This is a genomic window from Nostocoides australiense Ben110, from assembly GCF_001050535.1.
Lineage (GTDB): Bacteria > Actinomycetota > Actinomycetes > Actinomycetales > Dermatophilaceae > Nostocoides_A > Nostocoides_A australiense.
The window spans coordinates 2,514,384-2,519,349 of record NZ_HG764815.1 but is presented as its reverse complement, the minus strand read 5'-3'; the positions used below and the strand labels follow the sequence as shown (position 1 = coordinate 2,519,349).

Below are 4,966 nucleotides of genomic sequence, written 5' to 3'. Positions count from 1 at the left end.
GCGGTATGCCGCGAGGTTGGCTTCCGCGTGCCGGGTCGCCGTCGCGTCGGACTCGATCGCGATAACCTGGCCGACCGGCCCGACCGCCTCGGCGAGCGCCGCGGCGAAGACCCCGACGCCGGAATACAGATCGAGCGCCCGCTCTCCCGGCCGCGGTGCCAGCATCTCCAGCACGGCATCGACGAAGGTCGCCGGCGCGCCGGGGTGGACCTGCCAGAACCCGCGTGCCGAGACGGCGAACTGGCGATGGAGCATTCGGGCGGCGACATGCTCGGCGACGTCCGGGACCGGGTCCGGCGCCTCGTCCTGCGGCACCGGCACGACGACGGGCTCGCCCACACTCGGCGCGACGACGTCGAAGGCGCCGACGTCCTCGGCAATGGTCGACGGATCCCGGTGCAGCACACCGGTTCCCACGACGGCGTCGGTGGCGATGAGGCAGTCGTCGATCGACAACACCTCGTGCGAGCGGTGCGGCCGCATCCCGACGCGGCGGTCGTCGGAGACGGCGAACTCGGCGCGGGTGCGCCACCGCAGACCGTCCCTGTCGCCGGGCACCGGCTCGACCTCGACGGGCAGGTCGAGCCGCGCCAGCCGCTGCAGCTGCTCGCGCACCACCGCGGCCTTCAACTCCCGTTGGGCCGGCAGCGCGACATGCTGGAAGTCGCAGCCGCCGCACCGGCCGGCATACGGGCAGGGCGGGACCACGCGATCGGGTGACGCGGTCAGGACCGCACGCGCGTCGGCATACACGAAACGGTTGCCGGACCCGATGCCGGTGACCTCGGCGACCACCCGCTCCCCCGGCAGTGTGTGCCGCACGAAGAGCACCTGCCCCTCATACCGGGCCACGCAGTGCCCGCCATGGGCGACCGGGCCGACCTCGACCTCGACGCGGTCCCCGACCGCAAGCCCGCCGATCACTCGCCGCGCCGGACGTCGCCGGGCGCGGACGTCGAGAGCACCGGCTCTTGACCGGCGGAGGAACTCAGCTGCCAGGGCACGCTGGAGACCATGACGCCGGGCATGAACCGCAGCCGGGTCTTCAGGCGCAGGGCGGACTGATTGTGCAGGATCTGCTCCCACCAGCGGCCGACGACATATTCGGGGACGTAGACCACCACGACATCACGCGGGTTGTCCGACCGCAGCGACTTGACGTAGTCGACGATCGGCCGGGTGATCTCCCGGTATGGACTGTCGAGGGCCTTCAACGGCAGCGGTATGCCGCGTTTCTCCCAATCCGCTTGCAGCGCCGCGGTTTCCTCGTTGTCGACGTTGACGGTGATCGCCTCGAGCCGGTTGGGGCGGGTGGCGCGGGCATACGACAGCGCGCGCAGCGCGGGCTTGTGCAGCCGGGAGATCAGCACGATCGCGTGGACCCGCGACGGCAGCCGGTTGTGGTCGGTCTCCTCCTCGCTCACCGCGAGTTCGGCGCTGACGTGCCGGTAGTGGTTCTGGATGCGGGTCATGATCCAGAAGAGCACCGCCATGGCCGCGATCGCGTAGCCCGCCCCGTGGATGAACTTGGTGGCCAGGACGACGACGAGCACCAGGCCACAGATGATGGCGCCGATGTAGTTGATGATCCGGCTGCGCTGCATCCGGGCCCGCTCGCTCGGGTCCCGCTCGGTGCGCAGCAACCGATTCCAGTGCCGCACCATGCCCGTCTGGCTGAGGGTGAAGGAGACGAAGACGCCGACGATGTAAAGCTGGATGAGCCGGGTCACCTCGGCGTCGTAGGCGATGATCAGCACGCACGCCGCGCCGGCGAGGATGAGTATGCCGTTGGAGAAGGCCAGCCGGTCGCCCCGGGTATGCAGTTGCCTCGGGAGGTAGCCGTCGCGCGCCAGGATCGAGGCGAGGACCGGGAAACCGTTGAAGGCGGTGTTGGCGGCCAGGAAGAGGATCAGTCCGGTCACCGTCGAGACGAGGACGACCCCGACGGGAAAGCCGTCGAAGACCGCCTTGGAGACCTGGCCCATGACGGTGTCCTGGACGTATTCGTCGCCGACGGGCACGCCGTTGAGGAGCAGCTGTCGGCCCGGGTCCTCGGCGAAGTGCACCCGGGTCATCCGCGCCAGCATGATCATCGAGAAGAGCATCGTGACGGCGATGGCGCCCATCATGAGCAAGGTGGTAGCGGCGTTCTTGCTCTTGGGTTTCTGGAAGGCCGGCACGCCATTGCTGATGGCCTCGACGCCGGTGAGGGCGGCGCAGCCGGAGGAGAAGGCGCGCAGCAGCAGGAAGGCGAGCGCCAGGGTGCCGAGGGATTCGAAGCCCTCCTCGGGCGCGACATCCAAGGCCGCGCTCTCGGCATACGGCAGGTTGCCGGCGGCCTGCCGGACGAAGCCGACGATCGCCATCCCGATGACGGCGAACATGAACAGATAGGTGGGGATGGCGAAGGCGGACCCGGACTCGCGAACGCCGCGCAGGTTCATGGCGGTCAGGATCGCGACGATGACGACGGCGACGATCGCCTCGTGCCCGCGCACGAAGGTCAAGGCGCTGGCGGCGTTCTGCACACCCGAACTGACCGACACCGCCACCGTCAGCACGTAGTCGACGAGCAGGGCGCTCGCGACGGTCAGGCCGGCCTTGGGGCCGAGGTTCTCGCCCGCCACCTCGTAGTCACCGCCGCCGGAGGGGTAGGCGTGCACATTCTGCCGGTAGGACGCGACGACGACGACCATGACGAACACGACGCCGAGGGCGATCTGCCACGAGTGGGTCAGGGCCATCGCGCCGCCGGCCATACCGAGGGTCAGCAGGATCTCGTCGGGGGCATAGGCGACCGAGGACAGGGCGTCGCTGGCGAAGACGGGTAGCGCGATGCGCTTGGGGAGCAAGGTCTCGTGCAGCTTGTCGCTGCGCATCGCCTCGCCCAGGAGAATGCGTTTGAGCACGCGCCCGATGGCCACGACCGTCAACTCTAATCCCCCGCGCCCGGTGTAGCGTCGGAGCGTGCATTTCGTCATCATGGGATGCGGTCGTGTGGGCGCCTCGCTCGCCCGGGCGCTGGAGCGGCGCGGACACGATGTCGCGGTTGTCGATCAGGACGAGGCGTCCTTCAGCCGGCTGGGGCCGACCTTCGAAGGCCGCACCGTCACCGGCATCGGTTTCGACCGGGACACCCTCCTCGAGGCGGGTGTGGAGCAGGCCTACGCCTTCGCCGCAGTCTCCAGCGGTGACAACTCCAACATCCTCGCCGCCCGCGTCGCGCGCGAGACGTTCGGCGTCGAGCATGTGGTGGCCCGCATCTACGACCCGGGGCGCGCGGAGATCTACCAGCGCCTCGGCATACCCACCGTGGCGACCGTGAAGTGGACCTCCGATCAGATGCTGCGCCGGCTGCTGCCGCAGGGGCACCTGCCCGAGCTGACCGATCCGTCCGGCAAGATCGTGGTCGCCGAGGTCGCCGTCGACCCGGCATGGATCGGGCACCGGTTGACCTCGCTCGAGACCGCGACGGGGACCCGGGTGGCGTTCTATACCCGGCTCGGCGAGGGTGCCCTGCCCACCCCGGAAACCATTCTCCAAGAAGGGGATCTGGTGCACCTGGCCATCAACCGTGACGAGATCGCCGATGTCGAGCGGATCCTCGACAGCGCTCCCGTCCCCCACGAGTGAGAGACCACTGATGCGCGTCGTCATCGCCGGAGCCGGGAGCGTGGGCCGCTCCATCGCCCGCGAACTGCTCTACAACAACCACTCCGTGCTGCTGATCGACAAGGCGGCCGACGAGCATGCGATTCGGCGGGTGCCGGAGGCCAACTGGCTCGCGGCCGACGCCTGCGAGATCGACGCGCTCAACGAGGCCGGGCTCGCCGACTGCGACGTCGTGGTCGCCGCATCCGGTGACGACAAGGTCAACCTCGTCGTCTCGCTCCTCGCCAAGACCGAGTTCGGGGTGCCCCGCACCGTGGCGCGGGTGAACAACCCCAAGAACGAGTGGATGTTCGACGAAGCGTGGGGCGTCGATGTCGCCGTCTCCACCCCCCGCCTGATGACGGCCCTGGTCGAGGAGGCCGTGACGATCGGTGACCTGGTGCGCATCTTCGAGTTCAAGCGCGGCCAGGCGACGATGGTCGAGATGACCCTGCCGGCCGACTCGCCGCACGTCGGCGAACGCGTCGGCGATGTCGAGTTCCCGCAGGACACCGTCCTCGTGGGCATCATCCGCGACCAGATCCCCATCGCTCCCAGCCCCGACGACAGCCTCGAGGCCCACGACGAGTTGCTCTTCCTCACCACCCCCGATTCCGAGGACGACCTGGAGAACATGCTCTCCCCCGGCCAGCGCATCAAGCGCCCGCGGGAACTCGCCTAGCTCGCCGAACCCCCTGCCCCCAAGGCACTTCAGCCCCGCCGAGGAACCTCTGCTAGCAGAAGTTAGTGAAATCAGCAGACCTAGCAAGGTGTGCTGATTTGACTAGCCTCTGCTAGACCCTATGGGGGCGGGCGGGGTTTCGGTTGAGGGTTGAGGCCGGGGCCTCGCGTATGCAGAGAATCGTGGATCACCTGCCAGATGGGCTGGCGGTGCCGACATGCATAGGAGGCCCCGGTGTTCATAGAGCGTACGAGTATCGGCTTGGATGTGCACGCGAGATCGGTCAGAGCGGCGGCGATCGACACGGTCACGGGGGAGGTGATTGAGCGGACGGTCTCTGCGCCGGTGGTCGATGTCGTGGGTTTCGTGGAATCTGTTGCGGCAGAACATGGTCCGGTGTTGGTGACGTATGAGGCGGGGCCGACGGGGTTCGGGTTGGCGCGGGCGCTGCTGACGGCGCGTCATGCCTGTCAGGTCGCGGCGCCGTCGAAGGTGTTGCGGCCGGTGGGGGATCGGGTCAAGACCGACCGGCGGGATGCGTTGTTGCTGGCCCGGCTGGCCCGTAACGGCGACATCGTGCCGGTCGCTATCCCGACACCGTCTCAGGAATCAGCCCGGGATCTGGTCCGCGCG

5 protein-coding genes are annotated in these 4,966 nt (G+C 68.7%); 3 read left to right on the top strand and 2 right to left on the bottom strand.

Annotation, left to right across the window (positions count from 1 at the left end):
• A partial coding sequence (locus BN11_RS12110; RefSeq protein WP_053084090.1) for a class I SAM-dependent RNA methyltransferase occupies positions 1-924 on the bottom strand: 924 nt, incomplete at its 3' end.
• A complete protein-coding gene (locus tag BN11_RS12105) occupies positions 921-2,879 on the bottom strand; it encodes an APC family permease (RefSeq protein ID WP_048701352.1) in 1,959 nt (652 codons plus the stop codon). The genes BN11_RS12105 and BN11_RS12110, both read right to left, overlap by 4 nt.
• Before the next feature lie 88 nt (positions 2,880-2,967).
• On the opposite strand from BN11_RS12105, the gene BN11_RS12100 reads away from it, so the two are divergent.
• The 3 genes from BN11_RS12100 to BN11_RS12090 all read left to right on the top strand — a co-directional run.
• A complete protein-coding gene (locus BN11_RS12100) occupies positions 2,968-3,633 on the top strand; it encodes a potassium channel family protein (RefSeq protein WP_048698074.1) in 666 nt (221 codons plus the stop codon).
• Positions 3,634-3,643: 10 nt separating this feature from the next.
• Positions 3,644-4,333, top strand: coding sequence for a potassium channel family protein (locus BN11_RS12095; RefSeq protein WP_048698072.1), 690 nt, complete (start codon positions 3,644-3,646; stop codon positions 4,331-4,333).
• 234 nt (positions 4,334-4,567) lie between these two features.
• On the top strand, positions 4,568-4,966 hold a 399-nt coding region (locus BN11_RS12090; protein WP_048693490.1), incomplete at its 3' end, for an IS110 family transposase.